This window comes from Tenacibaculum sp. 1_MG-2023, assembly GCF_030547425.1.
GTDB lineage: Bacteria > Bacteroidota > Bacteroidia > Flavobacteriales > Flavobacteriaceae > Polaribacter.
The window spans coordinates 1-24,855 of the sequence record NZ_JAUORH010000016.1 but is presented as its reverse complement, the minus strand read 5'-3'; the positions used below and the strand labels follow the sequence as shown (position 1 = coordinate 24,855).

The 24,855-nt window shown below is 31.2% G+C and carries 19 protein-coding genes; 8 read left to right on the top strand and 11 right to left on the bottom strand.

Annotated features, from left to right (window positions below; genetic code table 11):
* Positions 1-4: 4 nt before the first annotated feature.
* The 6 genes from Q4517_RS11450 to Q4517_RS11425 all read left to right on the top strand — a co-directional run bounded on the left by Q4517_RS11450 (position 5) and on the right by Q4517_RS11425 (position 10,647).
* A complete protein-coding gene (locus Q4517_RS11450; RefSeq protein ID WP_303509404.1) occupies positions 5-1,612 on the top strand; it encodes a sensor histidine kinase in 1,608 nt (535 codons plus the stop codon).
* A 98-nt stretch (positions 1,613-1,710) separates the two neighbouring features.
* Positions 1,711-4,230: a zinc-dependent metalloprotease gene (locus tag Q4517_RS11445; RefSeq protein ID WP_303509402.1), complete on the top strand. Its 2,520-nt coding sequence runs from the start codon at positions 1,711-1,713 to the stop codon at positions 4,228-4,230.
* A 1-nt stretch (position 4,231) separates the two neighbouring features.
* Entirely contained in the window at positions 4,232-7,531 is a 3,300-nt protein-coding gene (locus Q4517_RS11440; protein ID WP_366329156.1) for a SusC/RagA family TonB-linked outer membrane protein, read from the top strand.
* Positions 7,532-7,542: 11 nt separating this feature from the next.
* Entirely contained in the window at positions 7,543-8,859 is a 1,317-nt protein-coding gene (locus Q4517_RS11435) for a RagB/SusD family nutrient uptake outer membrane protein (RefSeq protein ID WP_303509400.1), read from the top strand.
* 77 nt (positions 8,860-8,936) lie between these two features.
* The gene (locus Q4517_RS11430) at positions 8,937-9,950 is read left to right on the top strand and encodes a hypothetical protein (RefSeq protein WP_303509397.1); all 1,014 of its coding nucleotides are present in this window, start codon (positions 8,937-8,939) and stop codon (positions 9,948-9,950) included.
* Between the two features lie 67 nt (positions 9,951-10,017).
* On the top strand, positions 10,018-10,647 hold the full coding sequence (locus Q4517_RS11425; RefSeq protein WP_303509394.1) for a hypothetical protein: 630 nt from the start codon (positions 10,018-10,020) through the stop codon (positions 10,645-10,647).
* A 151-nt stretch (positions 10,648-10,798) separates the two neighbouring features.
* Here Q4517_RS11425 and Q4517_RS11420 read toward each other — a convergent pair whose 3' ends face one another.
* Complete coding sequence (locus Q4517_RS11420; RefSeq protein WP_303509391.1) at positions 10,799-11,086, bottom strand: ubiquitin-like protein; 288 nt, start codon at positions 11,084-11,086, stop codon at positions 10,799-10,801.
* 54 nt (positions 11,087-11,140) lie between these two features.
* Positions 11,141-11,797, bottom strand: coding sequence for a hypothetical protein (locus Q4517_RS11415; RefSeq protein ID WP_303509388.1), 657 nt, complete (start codon positions 11,795-11,797; stop codon positions 11,141-11,143).
* Between the two features lie 188 nt (positions 11,798-11,985).
* Here Q4517_RS11415 and Q4517_RS11410 point away from each other — a divergent pair, with 188 nt between their 5' ends.
* Positions 11,986-12,273 carry a hypothetical protein gene (locus Q4517_RS11410; protein ID WP_303509386.1) on the top strand — a complete coding sequence of 96 codons (288 nt, stop codon included), beginning with the start codon at positions 11,986-11,988 and terminating at the stop codon, positions 12,271-12,273.
* 52 nt (positions 12,274-12,325) lie between these two features.
* Here the strand turns inward: Q4517_RS11410 and obgE are convergent, their stop codons facing one another.
* The 3 genes from obgE to secDF form a co-directional block, all read right to left on the bottom strand.
* Entirely contained in the window at positions 12,326-13,315 is a 990-nt protein-coding gene (gene obgE / locus Q4517_RS11405) for a GTPase ObgE (protein WP_303509383.1), read from the bottom strand.
* A 103-nt stretch (positions 13,316-13,418) separates the two neighbouring features.
* Entirely contained in the window at positions 13,419-14,537 is a 1,119-nt protein-coding gene (locus Q4517_RS11400; protein WP_303509380.1) for an adenylate kinase, read from the bottom strand.
* 87 nt (positions 14,538-14,624) lie between these two features.
* Positions 14,625-17,603 (bottom strand): protein translocase subunit SecDF, encoded by a 2,979-nt coding sequence (secDF, locus tag Q4517_RS11395; protein ID WP_303509378.1) that lies wholly within the window; start codon positions 17,601-17,603, stop codon positions 14,625-14,627.
* A 207-nt stretch (positions 17,604-17,810) separates the two neighbouring features.
* Between secDF and Q4517_RS11390 the strand changes: the two genes are divergently transcribed.
* Positions 17,811-19,487 (top strand): formate--tetrahydrofolate ligase, encoded by a 1,677-nt coding sequence (locus Q4517_RS11390; RefSeq protein WP_303509376.1) that lies wholly within the window; start codon positions 17,811-17,813, stop codon positions 19,485-19,487.
* A gap of 87 nt (positions 19,488-19,574) precedes the next feature.
* Here the strand turns inward: Q4517_RS11390 and Q4517_RS11385 are convergent, their stop codons facing one another.
* The 6 genes from Q4517_RS11385 to thrS form a co-directional block, all read right to left on the bottom strand.
* Positions 19,575-20,615 (bottom strand): XAC2610-related protein, encoded by a 1,041-nt coding sequence (locus Q4517_RS11385; RefSeq protein ID WP_303509373.1) that lies wholly within the window; start codon positions 20,613-20,615, stop codon positions 19,575-19,577.
* A 153-nt stretch (positions 20,616-20,768) separates the two neighbouring features.
* The gene (locus tag Q4517_RS11380; RefSeq protein ID WP_115901683.1) at positions 20,769-21,353 is read right to left on the bottom strand and encodes a tRNA (guanine-N1)-methyltransferase; all 585 of its coding nucleotides are present in this window, start codon (positions 21,351-21,353) and stop codon (positions 20,769-20,771) included.
* A 95-nt stretch (positions 21,354-21,448) separates the two neighbouring features.
* The gene (gene rplT, locus Q4517_RS11375; protein WP_028891166.1) at positions 21,449-21,793 is read right to left on the bottom strand and encodes a 50S ribosomal protein L20; all 345 of its coding nucleotides are present in this window, start codon (positions 21,791-21,793) and stop codon (positions 21,449-21,451) included.
* Positions 21,794-21,940: 147 nt separating this feature from the next.
* The gene (rpmI, locus tag Q4517_RS11370; protein WP_099215431.1) at positions 21,941-22,138 is read right to left on the bottom strand and encodes a 50S ribosomal protein L35; all 198 of its coding nucleotides are present in this window, start codon (positions 22,136-22,138) and stop codon (positions 21,941-21,943) included.
* A 44-nt stretch (positions 22,139-22,182) separates the two neighbouring features.
* Complete coding sequence (gene infC / locus Q4517_RS11365) at positions 22,183-22,701, bottom strand: translation initiation factor IF-3 (protein ID WP_303509533.1); 519 nt, start codon at positions 22,699-22,701, stop codon at positions 22,183-22,185.
* A 72-nt stretch (positions 22,702-22,773) separates the two neighbouring features.
* The gene (gene thrS / locus Q4517_RS11360; RefSeq protein WP_303509362.1) at positions 22,774-24,720 is read right to left on the bottom strand and encodes a threonine--tRNA ligase; all 1,947 of its coding nucleotides are present in this window, start codon (positions 24,718-24,720) and stop codon (positions 22,774-22,776) included.
* Positions 24,721-24,855: the final 135 nt, after the last annotated feature.

Sequence of the window (24,855 nt, the reverse complement as noted above, 5' to 3'; positions counted from 1 at the left end):
TCTTATGAAGTTTCCATTAAAAAAAAGAAAACATCAATACTACCTGCTGGTAAGTGTATCGTTAATAATGTTATTTTTTATTGGATACGAATTAATAACAAATAAAATTACGTCAGAAGCAGAGAGGTTAGTAGAAGAAGCAACAACCCAAAACCTAAGAGAGAAGAGAGGGGTACTGCAATTTGATTTTAACGAGTTTGATAAGTTTATTTCAGGAGCAAAAAATATTTTAGAAAATAGTACTGTTTTAAAGAGAGATCAACTTAAAAATAGGTTGATTTTTAATAGTGAGCTAGCTTTTTCTGAGGAAATGATTGATGTAAGTTTTATTTATTTTTTTAAAGAAAATGAGATTATATATACTTCTTTTTTAGGAGAAAAAAAATTTGAAGAAGAAACGCTACATAGAATTAGAAAATTAAAAAAAGAGAGTCAAGTCTTTGAGGTTGTTTTAACATTAAACAATACTACATACTATCAAAAAATTATTATAAGCAAACAACCAGATGATACTACAATAGTATATGGCTACAGTATTAATTTGTTAAAATATTGGAGTTATTTTTCACAAAAATATAGTGTTTATGGAGGGTATGTTATTGTAACAGATAAAACAGGTGTTTGTGTGTTGCATCCAGATACTAATTACATAGGAAAATATGAAAAGACATTTTTTAATACTATTTCACCCCAAAACATAATTAAAAAAACGAAGAGTAGTGAATTTAAAAATAATAAGCCAATAAAAGTAACAGTAAAATCAGAGTATTTAAACCTAGAAGTGGTAAGATATTATGATGTGTTACAAGTAGGTAACTCTGAGTTAATTTTAATAACAAGTTTCCCTTTAAATATTTCAATTAGAGAATCTGTTAACGATATTAAACAATATTTACTGTGGATGAGTTTGTTAGCATTGTTAACCTTTATGTTGATATTTGCTTTTTCTAGAAATCAGCTAAGGAATCAATATTTAAAAACGCTTCAGTACGAGCAAGAAAGAAAACGATTGGCTATAAGTAACGAACAATATCAACAAAAAAATGCACGATTACAGTTAAGTCAGTTGCGAAAAAAATTAAACCCTCATTTTCTATTCAACACGTTAAATTCTTTACATGTTCTAATAGGTTTAGATAAAACAACATCTCAACAGTTTGTACTAAAACTATCTGAAGTTTATAGGTACTTATTAAAAGAAAGAGAAGCTAATTTAGCAACGGTAAAAGAAGAGTTATATTTTTTAGAGCAATATTTCTTTTTGCAAAAAATCAGATTTAGTAATAGTATAAATCTATCTGTTGTAGATCATAGTGGAGGAAAAGCTTTATCAAAAAAAATTCCTTTTTTAGCATTAGAAACATTGGTTGAGAATGCTATTAAACATAATGAAATAACAAAAAAAAATCCTCTTTTTATTAAAGTTTTAATTGAAGAAGACCAGATAATAGTAAGTAACAATTATAATCCAAGAAAAAATAAGAAAGAAGCAAGTTATAGCGTAGGCTTAGGGTATTTAAGTAATTTCTACGCATTTTATAACGTAAAATCATTTAAGACAGAGGTTTTTAATGAAGATTTTAAATGTTATATGCCTTTGTTGTCAAAATAATAAAATTCACTCCTTTATAAAGTAACTTCACTCTCATTTAGTTTTAATCAAACATCTTCATTTCTACATTTGGTTTCTTCTTAATAACAACATAATTTATGAAGGGGCATTCTCAAATGAAGAACATTAATTTAAAAGTACTTAGTTTATTCTTGGTGTTTTTTACCACAATGGTAGCAGCACAAAAGAAAGAAGAAGAAAAAACAGATACTATTAAAAGTACTAGTAAAGTTTCGTACAAGAAATTACAAAAAGAGGGAAACAAAAAAGAGGGACTGTTTAATATTTACAGATTAAAAGAAGACATCTACTTTGAAATCCCAGATTCATTGCTTTCAAAAGATTTTTTAATAGTAAATAAAATATCTCAAGTTCCTTATGAATTTAATGGGTACGGATTGAACAAGGGTATGGCCTATGAAACTAAATTAATTAGGTTTTATAAAGATACCTTATTAAATAAAGTGTGGGTAAAAACAATTAATCCAAGAGTAACTTCTCCAAAAAATAATGCAATAACTCGTTCAGTACGTAATAATTTTGGAGAGTCTATTATAGAAGGTTTTAAAATAGAGTCGGAAAATGAGAAAAAAACATCTGCGTTTATAAAGGTAAATAGAATTTTTAATGGCGAAGATAAGAGCTTTAATGATTTATTTTCTAATCTAGGTTTACTACTAAGTGTAAAAACAAAACTATCTAAAATAGATGAGTTAAAAACTTTTTCTAAAAATATTGTAGTAAAATCGCTTTTTACTACTTCTGTAAAAGAAGGTAACAGACCAGTTTTACAGCAATCAATTGGAGTTACAACCAATATAGTTTTGTTACCAACAAATATAATGAAACCACGTTTTGGAGATAAAAGAATAGGGTATTTTAGTAAACCTATGGATTATTATTCTGATAGTCAGCATGAAGTAGAACATCGAGAATTAATTACGCGCTGGAGGCTTGAACCCAAAAAAGAAGATATCGAAAGATATAAAAAAGGAGAGTTAGTGATTCCTAAAAAACAAATAGTATATTATATAGATCCTGCAACTCCAAAAAAATGGATATCATATATTGAAAATGGAGTTTATGATTGGAATAAAGCTTTCGAACAGGCTGGTTTTAAAAACGCAGTAGTTGTCAAACAAGTTACCAAAGAAGATAAAGATTTTGATATTGACGATGTTCGTTATTCGGTAATTACCTACGTGGCTTCAGAAAGGCAAAATGCTATGGGACCTTCAATAGTAGACCCTAGAAGTGGAGAGATTTTAGAGTCAGATATCATTTGGTGGCATAATTTAATGAAAGGTCTACACCAATGGATTCGTGTTCAAACAGGACCTATAAACCTAGAAGCAAGAGCTAATGTTTTTTCAGATGAAATAATGGGGGAGTCTATTAAATTTGTATCATCTCATGAAGTAGGGCACACTTTTGGATTAAAACATAACATGGGAGCATCATTTAGTTACCCCGTAGATTCATTAAGATCAGCTAGTTTTACTAAGAAAATGGGAGGGACTGCACCATCTATAATGGATTACGCTCGTTATAATTATGTAGCTCAACCAGGTGATAATGTAACCGAAATTAGTCCGAAAATTGGAGTGTATGACAAGTATGCTATTAATTGGGGGTACCGTTGGTTAGAAGGAAAAACACCTCATGAAGAATTACCAATACTAAACCAGTGGATAAGAAAACATGAAAATGATCCATTATATTTCTATGGTCCTCAACAAAGAAATATTATAGATCCAAGGTCTCAAAGTGAAGATTTAGGTGATAACGCTGTGAAAGCAAGTGAGTATGGATTAGAGAACTTAAGAAGAATAGTTCCAAACATTATTAAATGGACGTATGAAGAAGGAGAAGATTATTATAAGGCAGCAAAGCTTTATAAAGCGGTGATTGATCAATGGCAACTATACAGCGGACATGTAATGGCAAACATAGGGGGTATATATATAAATAACACAATACATGGAGATGGTAAAAACACTTTCGTTCCAGTACCAACCAAAATACAAAAAGAAGCACTCGATTATATCATAAAAGAAACAATTTTACCACAAAAATGGTTGTTTGCTCCAGATCTTATACACAAAGTATATCCAGTAAGAGACGCTCCTGATGGTGAACGTTTTTACTCTCCAATTTCCATGCACCGTGCTTATCAAACAAATATGATTTATCGTTTAATCGAAACAGATAGATTAATGCGAATTATTGAGAACAAAGTACTGGCTTCAGACAAAAATGATGTGTTTACAGAAGAGTACTTATTCAATGAACTTTTCGAGGCTATTTTTAAGAAAACGATTAATAACAAACCTATAGATATGTTTGATCGTATGACCCAGAAAAATTACGTGGATGTATTAACAGTAGATAGAAATATATTATTAAAGAAAACTAAAGAAACAAACTTAAAAAGTAAGAACTTCAAAAATGTACATTTCTCTTATATACCAAGGGTATCAGACGTAGGTTCAAACAAGAGAGCTGAATTAGAAAGAATCTTAAAATTATTAAAAAGAAAAAGAAAGAAAGGGGACAAGGCTACTCAAAATCACTACAATGATTTAATAGCTAGAATTGAATATAATTTGAATAATTAAGATGATGAACAAAAAAATAATTTACTTACTGCTTCTTATACCATTTTCGGTTTTTGCACAAAACACAAAAACGATTAGTGGAACGGTAATAGACGAAGCTAGAAATGAAACTTTACCGGGGGTTAGTATCTACGCTTCAACCAAAGTAATTGGTAACAAAACGAATATAGAAGGAGTTATTCAAGCTTCAATGATTGGAACAACTACTGATTTCGACGGAAATTTCTCTTTTAAAGCACCAAAGGAAACAAAATATATTATAATATCATATATAGGTTTTGAAACAGAGAAAATAAATGTAGAAAATAGAAGTACAGATATGATAATAACACTAAAAGAAAAGGAAGAGCTTTTAGGGGAAGTTATCGTAACAGGTTATCAAAAAATAGAGAAACGTAAAATTACGTCGTCGTTTGCAAAAATTAAAACAGATGATGTTAAAAGAGCAGGAACAGCTAATATTGATCAGATGCTTTCTGGAGAAATTTCAGGAGTACTTGTTCAACCAACTAGTGGTGCTCCTGGTGCACCCGCTAAAATTCAAATTAGAGGTACTTCAACTTTAAACGGTTCTTCTGATCCTTTGTGGGTGTTAGATGGAATTCCTTTACAAGGAAATGATATCCCTAAAGATTTTAGAGATAAAGATAATATTGATAACTTAAAATCTTTTCCAATTGCAGGAATCAATCCTGAAGATATTGAAGAAATAACAGTTTTAAAAGACGCCTCTGCAACCTCTATTTATGGAGCAAGAGCTGCAAACGGAGTAATTGTAATTACGACTAAAAAAGGTAAAGAGGGGAATATGAGGATAAACTTTAATGCGAGCACATTCTTAACTTTACGTCCTGATTTTGATAGGTTAAACTTGATGAATGCTTCTGAGAAAGTAGATTTTGAATTAGGTTTAGCTCGTAGATCAGACTTAACTTATCAAAGTGAAAGAGGAGAAGTTTCTCGTATTTTACAGGCCTATGGAGAATATAATAATTTCCAAAATAATGGTTTTTCAAGTATAAATCCGCTAGCTCAGAATGCAATTAATAGCTTAAGAAACAAAGATACTAATTGGGGGAATGAGTTGTATCAAGCAGCAATAAATCAACAATACGGATTAACACTTTCAGGTGGAAGTGAAAAATCAAGATATTACTTCTCTTTAGGATATTTTGATGAAGAAGGAACAACAAAAGGTACTGGTTTAAACAGGTATAATCTTACGTTTAAAAATGACTATGATGTAAATGATAAATTAAATGTAGGGGTGTCTGTTTTTGCAAGTAGAAATAAAAGCACATCATATATTACTGGTGCAGATGCATACACTAACCCAGCAAATTACTCAAGAAGAGTAAACCCTTATTTCACTCCATACAACGCAGATGGAGGTTATAATTATGACCCAGACTTGATTGAAAGATCAGATTTAAATTTAAAATACAATCCATTAGAAGAAAGACAAAATACAAATCAAGAGTTAACATCGTATTCTATTAAACCAATAATTGATCTTACATATAAGTTTGATAATGCTTTAACATTATATACTCAATTAGGTATGCAGTTTGACTTTGATCAAACTGAAAAATTTGGAGATAAAAACAGTTACTACACTAGAAAATATAGATTTGGCTCTAGATACCAAGATGAAGACGGTAACGATGCCTTTTTTATGCCAGAAGGAGGTATTAATCAAAACTGGAATAGTGATGCTTTTCAATATAATTGGAAAACAACATTAAATTATAACACTTCTATAAATAATATTCATGAAGTTGATGTAATGTTAGGTACCGAGTTTAGAGAGGATAAACGAACTGAAATTCATACAAAAGGATTTGGTTTTAATACAAATACTTTAAGAACTATACCTATAACAGACGAAAGAGCTTTAGGAAATGAATTGTTTAACCCATATAAGAAAACAATTAATGAAAATGCTTACGCTTCTTTCTTCGGAACAGCTTCTTACACTTATGATAGAAAGTATACAGTATTTGGAAGTTTACGATATGATGGATCAAACTTATTTGGAGTAAATCCAGAGTTTAGGTACTTACCATTATGGTCTGTTGCAGGTTCTTGGAATGTAGCTAGAGAAAGCTTTTTTGATATAGATGCTGTTAATGAGTTTAAAATAAGAGGTTCATACGGGGTACAAGGAAATATAGACAAATCAACATCTCCCTTTGTAGTAGGGAATTATAAAGATGAAATTATTTTACCAGGGAATTCTGAACAAGGAATTAATGTAATATCTGCCCCTAACAAAGATTTACGTTGGGAAAAAACAATCTCATCAAATGTAGGGTTTGACTTAGGTTTATTTAATAATAGATTATACGTTTCAGCAGATTATTATTATCGTAAAAGCTCTGATTTAATAGGATTACAAGCAATACCACTAGAATCTGGCTTTAATTTTATTAATACCAATTGGGCAACATTAAATAATAAAGGTGTTGAATTAGCAATAAACTCTAGAAATATTGTCAAAGAAGATTTTAAGTGGAGTACAAGCTTTAATATATCACATAACAAAAATACAGTAGAAAGAATTCAAACCAAAGAAAACGATTTTAAACCTTCTTTATTAGGATACGGAGTAAATGCAGTTTTTGCAATAAAAACAGCAGGTTTAGATAGTAATGGTTTGCCTCTTTTTTGGAAAGATGGAAAAAAAGTAACAGCAGTAGATTTTTATAATCTATCAGAGGGGGTTGATGGAAGCCAGTTAACAAGAGAAGAGCATAGAGATTTATATACTTATGTGGGTAATGGAGATCCTGAATTTAGTGGAGGTTTCATAAATAAATTCCAGTACAAAGATTTTAGTTTAAGTGTTGCAACCAATTTTAACATAAACCAAACTATAAAGCGAACACCTTCGTATCATCCAACGCAAATAAGCCCAACACATAATTATAATAAAGAAGTTTTAAAGGCAGGTACAGGGAATTATCCAGCTTTTATAGGAAGTGCAACACCAGGTTTTGAAACAGATTTAGTGTATAGTTGGTATCATACTTACGATACAGGTAATACATACAGAGATTTAGATATTTGGGTAGATAAAATTTCATACATAAGAATTAATAGTATAAAGTTTGGATACAATGTACCAAGCAGATATTTAGAAAGTATGAATGTTTCAAGATTAAGCTTTAACCTAGAAGGAAGAAACTTATTTGTTTTCGGAACAGATTATGACGGATATTTTGATCCAGAAACCTTTGGTAGTCCATATTCTCAACCAATACCAAAAATTATTTCTTTTGGATTTAATCTTTCTTTTTAAAAAATACAGTAATGAAAAAACATATATACATATTATTAATTAGCATAGTAAGCATCTTTTCTTGTGATGATTACTTAGATATAGAACCGGTAGGACAAGTAATACCAAAATCGGTTGAAGATTACAGAAGCTTTTTAACAACAGCTTATGCAACAGAAAAAAACAACCATATATTAACTACTTATAGAGCAGATGAGCTTCAATTAACTAAAGCATCTTTTGCGTCTGAACTGTACGAAGATCTTTTTATTTGGAATGATGCCAATGCGTCACCACTAACAACACCTTTTTCGTATGCTAGTTTCTATAAAATAATTTTTCATGCAAACCATGTTATAGAAAAAGAAACAGAAATTACTGGAGATGCAGCAGCAATTACCCAATTAGTAGGAGAAGCTTACGCTTTACGAGCACTACAATATTTTCAGTTAATTAATTTGTATGCAAAGGCATATGATACAACAACGGCAGGGAATGATAATGGAGTCCCTATAGTTACTGAATATAACTTAGACCAAAAGTATGACATTCAATCAGTAGAAGAAGTATATACGCAAATATTAAGTGATCTTTCTAATGCCGAAGCACGTTTAAATATAGAACAGCAAGCTTCTGGTTTTAACTATAGATTTTCAAAAATTGCCTTAAAAAGTCTAAAAGCTAGAGTGTATTTGTATAAAAAGGAGTGGCAAAAAGCTATTGACGCAAGTAAAGAAGCTTTAGCTATAAAAAATACAATACAAGACTTAAATTCAGATAGTTCTATGATGCCTTCAGAGTTTAATTCAATAGAATCTATTTTGGCATTAGACATAGTATCTTCTAATAATATCACTACCGATGCTTCTATTTCTGATCAATTTTTAAATAAATATGATAGAATAAACGATTTAAGATTTAATATTTACTTTAAGAAAGACGGAACAGTATACAGAGCTGCTAAAACAGCTGATATTAAATATAAATCAACCTTCAGAGTAGCTGAACTATATTTAACCTTAGCAGAAGCATATACACAATTAAACGAATTAACATTTGCAAAAGAGCAACTGTTAGTATTAATAAAGAAAAGATATACACCAGCTAAAGTTGCAACTTATACTACTTATATTAATTCATTAACAAAGCAACAGTTATATGAAGAAATATTAGACGAGCGTGCACGTGAATTTGCAATTGAGGGGCAACGTTGGAATGACTTAAAAAGAACTACACAACCTGAAATAACAAAGTGGTACGAAGGAAAAAATTATACCCTAAATAAAAATGACAGTAGGTATGTCGTTCAGTTTCCAAACGATGCTAAGATAAATAACCCAAATTTTTAAGATAAAAATATCCGGCAAGTATCAAACGGATAAAAATAAATTGATACTTAATTACTAATTATTTAAATATTTACATTATGAAAAAAGTTTTCCCTTTTTTGTCTTTAATTATTGCACTTGTAATAGTAAGCTGCTCTAGTGATGATAACGATAAAGTAGTACAATCATCTTTAAACAGTATTACAAGTTTTAAAATAAACTTTGAAGGCTTAAGTGAAGATGATGTTATATACGATTTAGGAAATAACATTACAATAAGTGTTCCTTTTAAAACAGATATTACAGGTTTAGTTCCTAATATTACTATATCAGATAAAGCTACTATTTCACCAGCCTCAGGAGAAGCGGTAAATTTTGTTGACGGTGAAGCAATGCCTTTTACTGTTACTGCAGAAAATGGTGATGAGAAAGTATACAATGTTACTATTAATATTCGTGGAGAAGTAGGTAGTGGTTCTAAAATAAAGACTTTCCTTTTTAAAGACGATTATAGCGAGAGTTTAACTACTTATACATATGATGATGTATCTAACTTTATTAAGTCATATGAAATTGAAGAAGGTGGAGCAACTACAACGTACACATTGGTATATGATGATAAAAACCAAGTAATAGAAGTTAAAACTGATACGAAAAGTACAATTTACACTTACAATGATGCAGGTTTAATTGCAAGCGCTATTGAAAAAAAAGATGGTAAAGAGGTTTATACTTATACCTACACTTATGATTCTGATAATAGATTAGAAAAGAAGGTAAGGGTAAACAAAGAAAATGATAAAATAACTAATACAAGTTATGTATACAACAAAGAAGGAAATGTAAAGTCTCAAACTATTGGAGCTGAAACATTGGAAAACACTTATGATGATAAAAATAATCCTTTTAAAGGTGTTTATCCATCAGCTTTTTCAAAGATAAATATAGGAATAGGGTTAGATGCAGTAAACGTAAACAACCCAACACAAGGTAGTTTTTCAAGTGATACACCTGTAACGTACACATATAACACAGATAACTATCCTGTAACAGCGTCATATGTAGTATTTGGATTCATTAACACTGACATTACGTACACTTATTTTGATTAATTGATTATTCCCCTAGTTAAGCACTCTTAGAATTTATTTTAAGGGTGTTTTTTTATGCAAATTTATAATGAATAAAGTAACCATATTATTAATAGCCATTTTACTAGTAACTTGTAAAACAAGTGCTATAAAAAATGAAGACATAGTTCTAGAATTAACTAAAGAAGAACAGCTAAATAAACTGTATCAAGAAAGAATAAAACCTTTATTTAGTTCGTACAAAGACATACAAATACCTAATGAGTTTAGGATAGATAAAAATGACAACTCTATTAATGCTGGAGCAGCAGATAATTATATTGAAGTAAGTCAGGGATTAGTAGATTATGATAAAGATTATATAAAAGTTTATGTACTATCTCACGAGATAGGTCACATCGTAACACTTAATCAAGCAAAAAAGTTTAAATTTGGTTTACAAATACCTTCTGGGATTGAAACAAATGATTATAAAAAAGCAGAGTATTTAGCAGATTTAATTGCGATACATTTAATGCTAACCAAAGAGAAAACTTTAGGAGAAGAATTAAAACAGAATTTAGAAGTAGTTCAATCTTTATTAGGGCCAGAAATATTTACACATCCAAGTGCTGTAGATAGAGTAGAACTAATGAATTTGTATATTGAAAAAAGCTCTAAAGAAGATCCTAACGTAGCTTTTAAAGAAATTTTTGAAAAGGTATGGAATATGGATTAAAACAAAAGCGCCCCATAGGGCGCCTTTGTTTTTTATAAGAGATTATAGAGCTTTTAGAAAACAACAGATAAGACAGCTATCTGTGTTTTAACTATTTTAATCCTATAAAATCTGTAACACTTTTTTAAGAAGACACATATAGTTATAGTTATTAACAGTTGTTACTCCTTAAAATCATATGTAATGTGCTTTCTTTTACAATGTTATAATCACTTAAGGTTCTTCCGTCCTCAAGTTGTCTACCTACATACAAAATTCTCATACATTCAGGGGGGACTCCAGTTTTGTCTTGTAGTTTTAATTTAACATTCTCAATTGTATCGCTAGATTCAACTTCTATAGTATAAGTTTTACCAGTTAAAGTTTTGACGAAAATTTGCATCGAGAAAGCATTAAAAGAAATAGTTAAAAAAAGTAGTGTAATAAATATTTTTTTCATTTTAATGTTTTTTTAGTTTATTGATAATGAATGGGGTGGTTTTTTAAAACTTGTTTAATTTAATAAGGTTCCTCCTGAACCTTCATATGTAAGTCTATGTTGTTCATAATTATATACACTCCATTCGAGATGTTCCTCTGTGTAAACAGTGCCAATTCCTTCAACTACAATGTTGTAGTGGATTAACCCTCTGGTAAATAATTCTATTTCTCTAGAATTTCTAGCATAACCTCTGATGTTTAAATGATCGTAAGAAACCCCTAAAGTAAAACCTGTAAAATAAGAAGTTTGATTACCCCATACAACAGGTCCTTGAGAACCACCAGACTTAACTGTACATCTACTTACTATTTGTAAGTTAATAGCTGCTTGAGGATATTCTATTACGACAAGTTGTTGACCAAATCTTTCATTTATTTTTTTGTTTAAGCCCGATTTGTCTTTCAAATCGAGTGAATTTAATTTCTTTTTGAGGAACTCATAATTATTAGATTTTTTCTTTTCTAAAAAAGTTTTAAATTCATCTATTGTTTTGAATATCATAGGGCTACTTTCTTTTTGTGCCTCTGATTCTTTAATAGAGTAATTTGATCCCTGAGATAGAATTAATTCATGAATAGCTTTTTTTGTTAAAGTGTCTTGTTCTATTTCATCATTTTTAGAACATGATAGAATGGTTAAGATTGTAACCAGTAGAAATGTTTTTTTCATTTTTTTTTAAATTTATCGTAAATATAAAAAAAAAAGGAAATTTAATATCAGTATTAAAAATATTTTACGTTTTTAATTTAAAATAATTTGTTATTACAAAGACATGTAAAGATAAATTAATAAAAGTTTATGTACTATCTCACGAGATAGGTCACATCGTAACACTTAATCAAGCAAAAAAGTTTAAATTGGGTTCACAAATACCTTCTGGGATTGAAACAAATGATTATAAAAAAGCAGAGTATTTAGCAGATTTAATTGCGATACATTTAATGCTAACCCAAGAGAAAACTTTAGGAGAAGAATTAAAACAGAATTTAGAAGTAGTTCAATCTTTATTAGGGCCAGAAATATTTACACATCCAAGTGCTGTAGATAGAGTAGAGCTAATGAATTTGTATATTGAAAAAAGCTCTAAAGAAGATCCTAAAGTAGCTTTTAAAGAAATTTTTGAAAAGGTATGGAATATGGATTAAAACAAAAGCGCCCCATAGGGCGCTTTTGTTACTTTCTTATTAACTCAATTCCTTAATTCAACATTTGCCACAATTTATCCTTGAGCTCCATTAAGCCTTGTTGAGCTACAGATGAAATAAATAACGCTTCAATGCCTTCTGGTAATTCTTGTTTAATTTCTTCTTTCAATTCGTCGTCTAGCATATCTGATTTTGATATAGCTAATAAACGGTCTTTATCCAATAATTCAGGATTGTGTTTGCGAAGCTCATTCAATAAAATTTCATACTCCTTTTTTATATCCTCGCTATCAGCAGGAATTAAAAAGAGTAGGGTAGAGTTACGTTCTATATGACGTAAAAAGTGATGCCCTAAACCTTTTCCCTCAGCAGCTCCTTCAATAATTCCAGGAATATCTGCCATTACAAAACTTTGATGATTTCTGTATTCTACAATTCCTAAGTTAGGTTTTAAGGTTGTAAAAGCGTAATCAGCAATTTTTGGTTTTGCTGCAGTTATTACCGATAATAAAGTAGACTTTCCAGCATTTGGGAAACCTACTAAACCAACATCAGCTAAAACTTTCAATTCGATACGATACCAACCTTCTTGGCCGTCAATACCTGGTTGCGCATAACGAGGTGTTTGATTAGTTGACGATTTAAAGTGCCAGTTACCACGACCACCTTTACCACCTTCTAATAAGATAATTTCTTGTCCGTCTTCAACAACTTCGTGTAAAACTTCATCGGTATCTGCATTACGGATAATAGTTCCTAAAGGAACAGGAACAATAACATCGGAACCATCCTGTCCGGTACTTCTACTACTACTACCATCGCCACCGTGTTCTGCTCTAAAATGACGTTTAAATTTTAAATGGAAAAGCGTCCACATATTTTTATCGCCACGTAATATAATATGACCACCACGACCACCATCACCGCCATCAGGACCACCTTTCGTGATGTACTTTTCGCGATGTAAGTGTGCAGATCCACGACCACCTTTACCCGATGATGCGTAGATTTTAATATAGTCGACAAAATTTCCTTCAGTCATCTCTTCTATAATGTTATTCCTACGAAAGCAGGAATTTTGTTAATATTATATTATTTATACAATGAAATTCCTGTTCTAGTCGGGAATAACAAAGTACTGTAATTTATAACGTATCAAATACGTCAGATAAACGCTGTGTAATCTCTTCAATAGAACCAACACCGTTTACACCATAATAATTACCTTGCGCTTGATAATAGTCTTTTAAAATAGCTGTTTTAGTGTTATATTCATTAAAACGATTACGAATTTTACTTTCATCCATATCGTCAGAACGACCACTAGTTTTTCCTCTTTCTAACAAACGTTCAACTAATAAATCTTCTGGTACTTCTAAAGCAACCATTCCGTTAATACGTTCACCTTTCTCAGCTAAAAAAGTATCTAACGCTTCTGCTTGTGATTCTGTACGGGGGAAGCCATCGAAAATAAACCCAGCAGCATCAGCATTTTTATTTACCTCCTCTTTTAACATGTTAATGGTAACTTCATCAGGAACTAAATCTCCAGCATCAATATATTTTTTTGCTAATACACCTAGTTCAGTTTCATTTTTGATATTAAATCGGAAAACTTCTCCAGTTGAAATGTGTACTAAATTATATTTTTCTTTTAAAACTTCTGCTTGAGTACCTTTTCCTGCACCAGGAGGGCCGAATAATACGACATTTTTCATATTGGGTTGTGTTGTTAATTGATAAATAGCAGGCAAATTTCTACCATACCCTTTGTAATCTAATCCATAACCTACAATAAATTTATCGTCAATACTTTTTCCGATATAGTCTATATGTAACTCTTTACGGTAAACATCAGGTTTGTAAAAAAGTGTTACTATTTTTAATTCTTTTATGTTTTTTGTTTTAAAGATTTCATAAATCTCTTGAAGGGTTGTACCAGTATCAATAATATCTTCTAAAATTACAACGGTACGACCAGATAAATCTTCGTTAAGACCAATTAAACTCTTTACGTTTTCTGTTGAAGATGTGCCTTGGTAAGAAGACAGCTTAACAAAACTAATTTCACAATTACCTTTATACTGACGTAAAAAATCAGCAGTAAAAACAAAGCATCCATTTAAAATACCTATAAAGACAGGAACTTCATTTGGAGGTAAATCGTTTTTTAACTGTTCAGCCAAAGAGCTTACAGTAGTAGAAATTTCATCAGCTGAAATAAATTCTTTAAAGTATAAATCGTGGAGTTTTGTAATTTTCATCAGATTGCAAAGATAGTTGCTTGATATTAAATGAAAAAACCGTTTTGAATAAACTTCAAAACGGTTTTATGTATGTTTTTATATGAGTTACTTGTTTTCCTCTTTTTTAGAAACGTCAAACATAATTGGCGTTGCAACAAATAAAGAAGAGTAAGTACCTACTACTACACCTACGATTAATGCGAACATAAATCCTTTAATACTATCTCCCCCAAAGAAGAAAATAGCTAACATTACTAATAATGTTGTTAAAGAGGTATTGATAGTTCTTCCTAACGTACTGTTTAGTGCTTTGTTTACTAAACTAGCAGTAACTGTATTTTTACCTTCTGTAAATTCTCTAATTCTATCAAAAATTACCACGGTATCATTTAACGAGTATCCTACAACTGTTAAGATAGCAGCAATGAATGATTGACCGATTTCCATATCAAATGGCATGAATTTGTATAATAAAGAGAACACACCTAATACAACTAATACATCGTGGAAAACAGCTACTACCGCACCGATAGAATATGCCATTTTTCTAAAACGTAATAAGATGTATAAGAAAACCACAATTAATGAACCTAAAACTGCCCATAAAGCTGATTGCTTAATGTCATCAGCAATAGTAGGTTCTACTTTCATGTAGCTCATAATTCCATTTCCTGCTTTTTCAAAACCAGGTTTAAAGTCTTCGTATGAAGTATTACCTAAATGAGGCTTTAATCCTTTATACAGAGCTGTTTGTACAGCTTCATCAACTTCCGTGCCTTCTTCGTCAATTTTGAACGCAGTAGTAATTTTTAATTGGTGATCAGATCCATAAGTTTTTACTTCTGGAGCTGTACCAAATACATCTTTCAATTGTTCAGCTACTTCGTTTCCTTTCATAGCTTCATCAAAACGTACAACATAAGAACGACCTCCTTTAAAATCTACTCCCTGTTTTAATCCTACAGTAAAAATAGAAACTAAACCAATTACAATGAAGAATCCTGAAATGATATAAGCAATTTTACGTTTTTGTAAGAATTCAACACTAATATTTCTGAACCAGTTTTTAGAGAACCCAGTATTGAAAGGTAAACTAGTTCCTTTAGCAACTGCACCGTCAATAAATAAACGAGTAATAAATACAGCTGTAAATAAAGAAGTAGCAATACCAATCATTAAGGTTAAAGCGAAACCTTTAATAGGTCCTGTACCAAAAGTATATAATATAATACCTGTTAGTAAAGTAGTAATATTGGCATCAATAATTGCAGATAACGCCCCCTTAATACTAAATCCTTCATCTACAGATTCACCTAAGTTTTTCCCTCCGTATAAGGCTTCTTTAATTCTTTCGAAAATAATTACGTTTGCATCTACTGACATACCTATGGTTAAGATAATACCTGCAATACCGGGTAATGTCAATACAGAGTTAAATGAAGCTAAAATCCCGAAAATAAATAAGATGTTTACTACTAAAGCAATGTTAGCATATATACCAGCTCTTCCATAGTATAAGAACATCCAAACTAATACTAAAATAATAGCTAATCCGAATGACCACATACTCGCATCAATAGATTCCTTACCTAATGATGGTCCAACAACCTGCGCTTGGATAATACGAGCCGGAGCAGGTAATTTACCAGCTTTTAATACAGTTGAAATATCCTGTGCTTCAGCTACGGTCATTGTACCTCCTGAAATTTGAGTGCTACCATTAGGAATTACTCCATTTACTACAGGTGCAGTATATACGTAGTTATCTAACACTACGGCAACAAATTTACCAACATTTTCGCTAGTCATTTTCGCCCACTGCTTAGTTCCTGAGCCATTCATTAACATAGACACAACAGGTTTACTTAACTGGTCGTATTCTTGTTTTGCGTCAGCAATTACATCTCCATCAATAGGAGCTTTGTCTTTTCTGTTAGATTTAATAGCATATAAACCAATAATCTCCGTTCCATCAGCTCCAGCTTGAGATTTGTAATCCCATAAAAACTTAGTGTATTTTAAGTTATTAGGTAATAAAGCTCTTACCTCTTTGTTGTGTAAGAAACTATTTACTTTCGCTGTATCTTGAACCCTAGCTTGTGCAACTAAAGAGCTTACTTGTTGTTGATTTTGAGCTACATTTGGAAATAAATAAGTAAATAAGTTCTTTTGAGTTTTAACATTTGTTGAATCAGCTGACTCACCTAGTAAGTCATCAATATCGTTGTCTGCTTTAGCAGTATCTTTAACTTGCTCAGTAGCTGAATCATCTTTTAACATTTCAGCAACTTTAGCATTGGCTGTAAAGAAAAAGTTTTGAACGTCAGCATTTGTGTATACTTCCCAAAATTGTAATTCAGCAGTACTTTGTAATAATTTTTCTACACGATCAATGTCTTTCGCTCCTGGTAATTCTACTTGAATTCTCCCAGAGTTTCCAATTCGTTGAATATTTGGTTGTACAACTCCAAATTTATCAATACGGCTACGTAATACTTCAAAAGCAGTGTTGATAGAAGTGTTGATTTCTTCTTGTAAAGTCGATTTAACCTGCTCGTTTGTTTTGTTGAAGTCTATTTTATCACGTAAAGCCTTTGTTCCAAAAATGCTTGGGTCGCTTAATTTAAGGCTACCATTACTTAATTTTTCGAACTCGTTATAGAATAAATCTAAGTAGTTCTCTTGACTGTCTTTTTGAGCTTCATCAGCATTAACTAATGCTTGCTTAAAAGTTGTGTTTTGAGAATCGTTAGATAATCCGATTAAGATATCTTTTACTGATACTTGTAAAATTGCATTAATACCCCCTTTTAAATCAAGACCAAGGTTCATTTCCTTGTTTCTGATGTCATTGTAAGTGTATTGTGTAAACCACAAATCTACTACCTCTTTGTTAGCTACGCTATCTAAGTATTTTCTTTCATATCTAGCCAAAGCCCTACCATTGTTATCACTAACATTAGCCTTAGCATACTGTTTCGCACTATCTTCTACCTTATTGGCAAAGAACGTAAACGATAATTGATAAATACTTACTAAACCAAAAAGTATAGCAAATAATTTAATTAATCCTTTGTTTTGCATTGTAAATAATTTAAATCGACTTTATTTTAAAAACGTGCAAATATAGCGTTTCATTAAAAGAAAAGCGAATTCTTTTACCATATTTATGTGATTAGATAATAATTAGGGAATATTTGCTAACAAATGTCAGTTTTTACAGGGATTATATTACGTATATTTACCTACTTTTTAGCAAAACAAATAACTTAAAATTTTAAATAATTTGCCATGGCGCATTTAACCGATATAGAGATTGCTCAAGCAAAAGAATTACAACATATTAAGCATATTGCAAGTAAGTTACAAATAGAAGAAGATGATTTAGAAATGTATGGGAAATACAAAGCTAAATTACCCCTAAGCTTAATAGATGAAGAGAAAATAAAAGAAAATAACTTAGTATTGGTAACAGCATTAACTCCAACGCCAGCTGGCGAAGGAAAAACTACTGTTTCTATAGGTTTAACAGAAGGGTTGAATAAAGTAGGAAAACAGGCAACAGTAGTATTGAGAGAGCCTTCATTAGGGCCAGTTTTTGGAATCAAAGGAGGAGCAGCTGGAGGTGGATATTCTCAAGTTGTACCTATGGAGGACATCAACCTACATTTTACAGGAGATTTCAATGCTATTGAGAAAGCAAATAATTTACTCTCAGCTTTAATAGATAACAATTTACAGAGCAGAACTAATAATTTAAATATCGATCCTCGTACTATTTTATGGAAACGTGTGATTGATATGAACGATCGTTCGTTACGCCAAATCACAATAGGTTTAGGAGGTACAGCTAACGGAATTCCACGTGAAGATGGGTTTAATATTACGCCAGCCTCTGAAGTAATGGCCATTCTTTGTATGGCAACTTCTTTTGATGATTTAAAAGAACGTTTAGGAAATATCTTTATAGGGTTCACTTTTGATAAAAAGCCAGTTTTTGCACGTGACTTAAAAGCACAAGATGCCATGGCTATTTTGTTGAAAGATGCTGTAAAACCAAACTTGGTACAAACGTTAGAAGAAAATCCAGCAATAATTCATGGAGGACCTTTTGCCAATATAGCACAAGGGACAAATACAATTATTGCGACTAAAATGGGATTATCTTTATCAAATTATGTGGTAACAGAAGCTGGTTTTGGGGCTGATTTAGGAGCAGAAAAATTCTTAAATATCAAATCACAATATGCAGGGTTAAATCCTAAATGTGTAGTATTAGTTGCTACTATTAGAGCATTGCGTCACCATGGAGGTTCTCCAAAAGAAGAATATAATACGCCAAGTTTAGAACGTGTACAAAACGGATTTAAAAATTTAGAGAAGCATATTGAAAATATTAGAAAGTTCAATATTGAGCCTGTCGTAGCAATAAATTCTTTCATTTCTGATTCTGATGAAGAAGTACAGTTTGTAATTGATGCTTGTGATAAGTTAAGAGTACAAGCTGTCGTTTCTGAAGGATGGACGAAAGGAGGAGAAGGAACTAAAGATTTAGCAAAAGCTGTAGTTGACGTAGTTGAAAATAAAGCAACACAGTACAAACCACTGTACGACTGGAAGAGTCCAGTAAAAGAAAAGATAGAAATTATAGCTAAAGAAGTTTATGGCGCAGACGGAGTAACTTATGATAAAAAGGCAGAGCTAAACCTACGTAGAATTGACCGTTTAGGGTTTAACGACTTTGCTATTTGTATGGCAAAAACGCAAAAATCATTTTCTGATGATGATAAGTTAATTGGAAAACCTGAAGGGTTTACGATTACGGTTAGAGAAATTGAGATTGCGGCAGGAGCACAGTTCATCATTCCAATTTTAGGAAAAATGATGCGTATGCCAGGGTTGCCTGCAACACCAGCATCTGAAAATATGACAATTGATAACAACGGAGTAATTTCAGGGTTGTCATAAGAAATACAATGCTAGATAATGGTAGTTTTAACAAAAGTCCCGAGTGATAAACTCGGGATTTTTATTAAAAAAAATTGAAACTAAAACTTATTCGCTGATAAGATTGTTTAGTTCTGTGTCTTTTAAAGTTTTTAAACTTCCTTTTATAGAGTTTAAATTTCCTTTTAAATCGTAATTCTTACCATTTACAGTAACAAGTATACCAATGTTATTAACTTTGTTTTCTTTACTTTTTTGATAGATTTGGTAAGTTGCATTCCTGTTTTTAAAGGTTAATGTATTATCTGTTTTATTGAGGTTGAAATTATAATTTTCTTGCATCATTTCAAGAGGAAATGAAAACTCTACAACTCCGTTAGGTTTTATCAAGGCATAATTAAGTACTTGATTATCGATGCTGAATAGAACAACTTGTTTTTGGTTTCTAATAAGTTTGAATGATAATATTTCAGAAACACCATCATATTTAAGGTTTAATGTTTTAATAATTTTTGTATTCTTTTTATTACCATTCCACTGTGTTGTAGTTGTAGAGAAAAAAGGAGCAAATGTAGCGTTTTCTTCTATAATTAAAGTAGGAGTAGGTACGTCGTTAACAACTTTAAAAGTTGAATATTGATGCCAGCAACAACCACTTTTTGTGATAGTGTGAATAGTTTTTGTTTTGGCGTTCGTTTGAAACATACCACAATATTCTTGCGCTAATCGAGTAAACTCAGGGCTAAATGTTAGTTTGTTGTTAATTTCTAGATAAACGTTAAAAGATGGTCCATGATAGCAGCTAAACTGTCCATTCATAATGGCTAAATCTTTAATACCATCAAAATTGAAATCTTTAGATATTAAAATATTTTGTTTTCCATATGGAAGTTCTAAAATATTAGTTTTAACATGTTTTGTAGTTTCTAAATCAAAAGTTAATTCGTCGGATTGAATTTCTATTATTTTTGTATTTGTTTTAGATTCAAAAATAGCAATACACCCTTTTTTAAAAATTTCATTTTCATAACCTTTCTCAATAGTCAACAATCCTTTATACTTATTTGAGAAACCTTTAATTTCATATTTGTTTTGGCAATAAATGCTGAAAGAAATCAAAATAAATAATAGAGTAAAATTCTTTTTCATTGATGTATTTGTTAGGTGTAGTAACTTTAAATAGCTTTTTTCTAATGACAAAACTATCTTAAAAAGGGAAGAATACAAATATAAAAAACAACCCTTAGGTTACTAAAGTAGCCGAACAAGAGTTGCTTTTTTATGTAAATTAGGGATGGAATATTAATTCACACCACGTTGTTTATTAATTTCGTCTTGTAACTGTCTACGTAGTTTTTGTTCTTTTTCAATAGACTTTCTCTTATACTGCTCAAACTCCTCTTCAGTATCAGTTAGTAAACTTTTAGTCTCTTTAGTAATTACATTACTGTTTTTAAACCTGTAGATAAAAAAAGTTAACCCAGCAAGTAAAACAAAAATAATCCCCCATACGATAGAATTGTAAGTGGATTTGTTTAGAGGAATACCAATAAAAGAAATAGCATCCTCCTTGTCAATAGAAGTGGTCAAGTCTTTATTTAATGTATCTATTTTAGTTTGTAATTCAGTAATACTTTTTTGCTGCTCATTTATTTTTACTTGTTTAGCAGCTGCATCAGTTTTAATAACTTTTATACTATCTAAAATACTATTCTGTAGTCTTAAGTATTCATTTTTTTTTACAACCTTATAAATTTGATAGTTGTTTGATTTTTTGTAAAGCTCTTTAAATTGGTTTTCAACAGTATTGGGCTGCTCAATAGAGCTGTCTTGAGCAATAATACTTTGAGTAAAAATAAAGATGAATACTATTTTAAAAAATTTCATAGGATTGATATTTTAGTTCAATTGATGAATATAGATGGTTTAAAAAAACCCAAACGTTAAGGTTTGGGTTTTTAGTATAAGCAAGGTTATGAAACTTATTTTACTTTTTCTACAATGGCCTTAAAAGCTTCTGGGTTGTTCATAGCTAAATCAGCTAAAACCTTACGGTTTAACTCAATGTTATTAGCTTTAACTTTCCCCATAAACTGTGAGTAAGACATTCCGAATTGACGGGCTCCAGCGTTAATACGTTGAATCCATAATGAACGGAAGTTTCTCTTATTGTTTTTACGGTCACGGTATGCATATAGCATTCCTTTTTCAACCGCATTCTTTGCTACTGTATAAACGTTTTTACGACGTCCAAAGTAACCTTTTGCTTGCTTCAAGATTTTTTTTCTTCTATTTCTTGAAGCTACTGAATTTACTGATCTTGGCATAATTCAAATGTGTTTTTGTAGTAGGCGACTATTAAAAAATGAATTGATAATTACGAATTAATATAACTCTTAATTTAAAATTCATAGTTCATAATTCTTAAATGAGCCTAACTCCATGGTTAATAATTAAATTCCCTGTGCTAACAATTATTTTAAAACTAATTGTTGCTTAATGTTAGCTTCATCTGACTTGTGTACTAAAGTCGAATGAGTTAATGCAAGCTTACGTTTTTTAGACTTCTTTGTTAAAATGTGACTTTTAAACGCGTGCTTTCTTTTGATTTTCCCAGAACCAGTTAACTTGAAACGTTTTTTGGCACTAGACTTTGTTTTAATTTTAGGCATCTTTGTTCTTAGTTTTATCTTGCTTATATTATCGTTGTATTTGTTTATTTAACCTTTTTAGGGGCAATAAACATAATCATACGTTTTCCTTCCAATTTAGGCATTTGTTCTACCTTACCGTATTCTTCTAATTCTTGAGCTAATTTTAGTAGTAAAATTTGTCCTTGTTCTTTAAATACAATCGAACGCCCTTTGAAGAATACAAAAGCCTTTAATTTAGCTCCGTCTTTCAAGAACTTAATAGCGTGCTTCTTTTTAAATTCGTAATCATGTTCGTCAGTCTGAGGTCCAAAACGAATCTCCTTAACGGTAACCTTAGTCGCTTTTGACTTTAAGGCTTTTTCACGTTTCTTTTGCTCATATAAGAACTTTTTGTAATCAATAACTTTACATACAGGAGGAACAGCTTTAGGTGAAATTTCAACTAAATCTAATTCTAACTCTCGTGCAATCTCTCTAGCTTTAGCTAATGGATATACACCAACTTCAAGGTTATCGCCTACAAGACGAACTTCTTCAACATGTCTAATTTTTTCATTAATTCTATGTTGATCTTCTTTAATTACTCTTGCGGGTCTTCTACCGCCTTTTCTTCTAATTGCTATGACTTATAAATTTTAAATTACTATTTATTTTTAACTTCCAAAAGGAACTAATGTTTTACTAATTTCTTTCTGTATTAGAGAAACGAACTCTTCTATAGTAAATGTTCCTAAATCACCTTCACCATGTTTTCTTACAGATACTGTGCCGTCTTTTTCTTCCTGTTCTCCAACAATAACCATAAAAGGTATTTTGCTAACTTCTGCATCGCGTATCTTTCTTCCTGTCTTCTCGTTACGGTTATCAACGAGGGCGCGAATTTCGGAATTTTCTAACAAAGTTAAAACTTTTTCTGTATAATTTTGATATTTCTCACTGATTGGCAGTACAATAACTTGCTCAGGGGTTAGCCAAAGCGGGAAATTACCTCCTGTATGCTCCAGTAGAACTGCAATGAAACGCTCCATAGAACCAAATGGCGCACGGTGAATCATTACAGGTCTGTGTAATTGGTTGTCAGCGCCCTTATACTGTAAATCAAAACGTTCAGGTAAATTATAATCTACTTGAATAGTCCCTAATTGCCAACTTCTGCCTAAAGCATCTTTAACCATAAAGTCTAATTTGGGACCATAAAAGGCAGCTTCGCCTTCTTCAATCACATAATCTAAACCTTTATCTTTTGCTGCATTGATAATTGCTTGTTCTGCTTTTTCCCAGTTTTCAACTGAACCAATATACTTGTCAAGATCATCCATGTCTCTAATAGATACTTGTGCAGTAAATTTTTCAAAACCTAAAGAACCAAATACATATAGTACTAAATCAATTACATTTTTAAACTCTTCATCTAATTGTTCAGGGGTACAAAAAATATGAGCATCATCTTGAGTAAAACCACGTACACGAGTTAAACCGTGTAATTCACCACTTTGCTCATATCTATATACAGTACCAAATTCAGCAAAACGTTTTGGTAAATCTTTGTACGAATAAGGTTTGTGATTATAGACCTCACAGTGATGCGGACAGTTCATCGGTTTTAATAAAAACTCTTCGTCAGCCTTCGGAGTAGTAATCGGCTGAAAACTATCTTCACCGTATTTAGCATAGTGTCCTGAAGTTACATATAGTTCTTTCTGACCAATATGTGGTGTCATTACCATTTCGTAACCAGCTTTCTTCTGAGCAGCTTTTAAGAAATCTTCTAAACGTCCACGTAAAGCAGCGCCTTTAGGTAACCATAAAGGTAAACCTTGTCCAACTTTTTGAGAAAACGTAAATAACTCCAACTCTTTCCCAAGTTTTCTATGGTCACGTTTTTTAGCCTCTTCAAGTAGTTCTAAATATTGCTTTAACTCTTTTTGTTTAGGGAAAGAAATTCCATACACACGAGTTAACTGATTGTTCTTTTCATCACCACGCCAATAAGCACCAGCAACATTCATAATTTTTACAGCCTTAATAATTCCTGTATTAGGAATGTGCCCACCACGACATAAATCAGTAAAATCACTGTGATCACAAAAAGTAATGTCACCATCTTCTAACCCTTCAATAAGCTCTACCTTATATTGATTATCTTGGGCTTTATAATAAGCTAAAGCATCAGCTTTAGAAATAGAACGTAGTTTAAATTCTGCTTTTTCACGAGTACGTTCTAAAAACTTCTTTTCTATTTTGTCAAAGTCTTTTTCTGAAATAGACTCGTCTCCAAAATCAATATCGTAATAAAACCCATTTTCAATAGCGGGACCAATAGTTAATTTTACATTAGGATAAAAATCTAAAATAGCTTGAGCCAATACGTGAGCAGAAGAATGCCAGAAAGCTTTTTTTCCTTCAGGGTTGTTAAATGTGTATAAAACTAACGAGCCATCTGTGGTTAGAGGAGTAGAGGTTTCAACGGTAGTTCCATTAAAGCTCGCAGAAATAACATTTCTAGCTAAACCTTCACTAATACTTCTAGCAACATCCATTGGAGTGCTGTTCATTTCAAATTCTTTGATGCTCCCGTCGGGTAATGTAATCTTTATCATTATATAATATAGTTGTTATAAATAATTTCCTTACAAGTGGAAATTTTGAATCGCAAAGATATTGTAAAAGCATTTTTCCTACAATATATATATAATGTATTTCACATAAGATGATTTGTTGGTGTTGGTTTTTCA

Bases quoted from the DNA above. Each gene is read 5' to 3' on its own strand.
- Q4517_RS11450 (WP_303509404.1), top strand. From the start codon at position 5: ATGAAGTTTCCATTAAAAAAAAGAAAACATCAATACTACCTGCTGGTA.
- Q4517_RS11445 (WP_303509402.1), top strand. From the start codon at position 1,711: ATGAAGGGGCATTCTCAAATGAAGAACATTAATTTAAAAGTACTTAGT.
- Q4517_RS11440 (WP_366329156.1), top strand. From the start codon at position 4,232: ATGATGAACAAAAAAATAATTTACTTACTGCTTCTTATACCATTTTCG.
- Q4517_RS11435 (WP_303509400.1), top strand. From the start codon at position 7,543: ATGAAAAAACATATATACATATTATTAATTAGCATAGTAAGCATCTTT.
- Q4517_RS11430 (WP_303509397.1), top strand. From the start codon at position 8,937: ATGAAAAAAGTTTTCCCTTTTTTGTCTTTAATTATTGCACTTGTAATA.
- Q4517_RS11425 (WP_303509394.1), top strand. From the start codon at position 10,018: ATGAATAAAGTAACCATATTATTAATAGCCATTTTACTAGTAACTTGT.
- Q4517_RS11420 (WP_303509391.1), bottom strand. From the start codon at position 11,086: ATGAAAAAAATATTTATTACACTACTTTTTTTAACTATTTCTTTTAAT.
- Q4517_RS11415 (WP_303509388.1), bottom strand. From the start codon at position 11,797: ATGAAAAAAACATTTCTACTGGTTACAATCTTAACCATTCTATCATGT.
- obgE (WP_303509383.1), bottom strand. From the start codon at position 13,315: ATGACTGAAGGAAATTTTGTCGACTATATTAAAATCTACGCATCATCG.
- Q4517_RS11400 (WP_303509380.1), bottom strand. From the start codon at position 14,537: ATGAAAATTACAAAACTCCACGATTTATACTTTAAAGAATTTATTTCA.
- secDF (WP_303509378.1), bottom strand. From the start codon at position 17,603: ATGCAAAACAAAGGATTAATTAAATTATTTGCTATACTTTTTGGTTTA.
- Q4517_RS11390 (WP_303509376.1), top strand. From the start codon at position 17,811: ATGGCGCATTTAACCGATATAGAGATTGCTCAAGCAAAAGAATTACAA.
- Q4517_RS11385 (WP_303509373.1), bottom strand. From the start codon at position 20,615: ATGAAAAAGAATTTTACTCTATTATTTATTTTGATTTCTTTCAGCATT.
- Q4517_RS11380 (WP_115901683.1), bottom strand. From the start codon at position 21,353: ATGAAATTTTTTAAAATAGTATTCATCTTTATTTTTACTCAAAGTATT.
- rplT (WP_028891166.1), bottom strand. From the start codon at position 21,793: ATGCCAAGATCAGTAAATTCAGTAGCTTCAAGAAATAGAAGAAAAAAA.
- rpmI (WP_099215431.1), bottom strand. From the start codon at position 22,138: ATGCCTAAAATTAAAACAAAGTCTAGTGCCAAAAAACGTTTCAAGTTA.
- thrS (WP_303509362.1), bottom strand. From the start codon at position 24,720: ATGATAAAGATTACATTACCCGACGGGAGCATCAAAGAATTTGAAATG.